This is a genomic window from Hydrogenophaga intermedia (assembly GCF_023715105.1).
GTDB classification, from domain to species: Bacteria; Pseudomonadota; Gammaproteobacteria; order Burkholderiales; family Burkholderiaceae_C; genus Hydrogenophaga; species Hydrogenophaga intermedia_A.
The window spans coordinates 1-977 of sequence record NZ_JAMBNO010000081.1 but is presented as its reverse complement, the minus strand read 5'-3'; the positions used below and the strand labels follow the sequence as shown (position 1 = coordinate 977).

1 protein-coding gene and 1 other annotated feature are annotated in these 977 nt (G+C 64.8%); the gene reads left to right on the top strand.

Annotated elements, in window-relative coordinates; all coding sequences use genetic code 11:
• The coding region (locus M3149_RS22655; protein WP_251711610.1) for an IS3 family transposase at nucleotides 1-965 on the top strand (965 nt) is incomplete at its 5' end.
• Nucleotides 12-128 (top strand) — a sequence feature (AL1L pseudoknot). It overlaps the preceding gene by 117 nt.
• Nucleotides 966-977 lie beyond the last annotated feature (12 nt).

Below are 977 nucleotides of genomic sequence, written 5' to 3'. Positions count from 1 at the left end.
AAGCTGGCCAGCGCGTTTTTCGCCCAGGCGGAGCTCGACCGCCGTCTGAAGTCCTGAAGGGCTTCATCGATCAGCATCGACAGGCCTACGGGGTCGAGTCGATCTGCAAGGTGCTGCAGATCGCCCCGTCAGGCTACTGGCGTCACGCCGCCGCGCAACGCAACCCGACCCTGCGATGTCAGCGCGCCCAGCGCGACAGCACCTTGACGCCGCACATCGAGCGCGTGTGGCACGCCAACATGCAGGTCTACGGCGCCGACAAGGTGTGGAAGCAGATGAACCGCGAAGGTATCGTGGTGGCGCGCTGCACGGTCGAGCGGCTCATGCGCCGCCTGGGCCTGCAGGGCGTGCGCCGGGGCAAGGTGGTGCGCACCACCATCAGCGATGCCAAGGCAGCGTGCCCGCTGGACCGGGTCAATCGTGTCTTCAAGGCCGATCGACCCAACCAGCTCTGGGTCTCGGACTTCACCTACGTCAGCACCTGGCAGGGCTGGCTGTACGTGGCCTTCGTGATCGACGTGTACGCGCGGCGCATCGTGGGCTGGCGCGTGAGCAACACGATGCGCACGGACTTTGTTCTGGATGCCTTGGAGCAGGCGCTCTACGACCGGCAACCCGAGCGCGACGGCAGCCTGGTTTGTCACTCCGACAGGGGGTCGCAATACGTCAGCATCCGCTACACGGAGCGACTGGCCGAGGCGGGCATCGAGCCCTCAGTGGGCAGCAAGGGCGACAGCTATGACAACGCGCTGGCCGAGACCATCAACGGGCTGTACAAGGCCGAGTTGATTCACCGTCGGGCACCCTGGAAGACCAGGGAATCGGTGGAGCTGGCCACCCTGCAATGGGTGTCCTGGTTCAACCATCAAAGACTGCTGGAGCCCATCGGCTACATCCCGCCGGCAGAGGCTGAGGCAAACTACTGGCGGCATCTCGCCAATCAGGACTCCATGGCGGAGGCCTGACTTAAACCAACC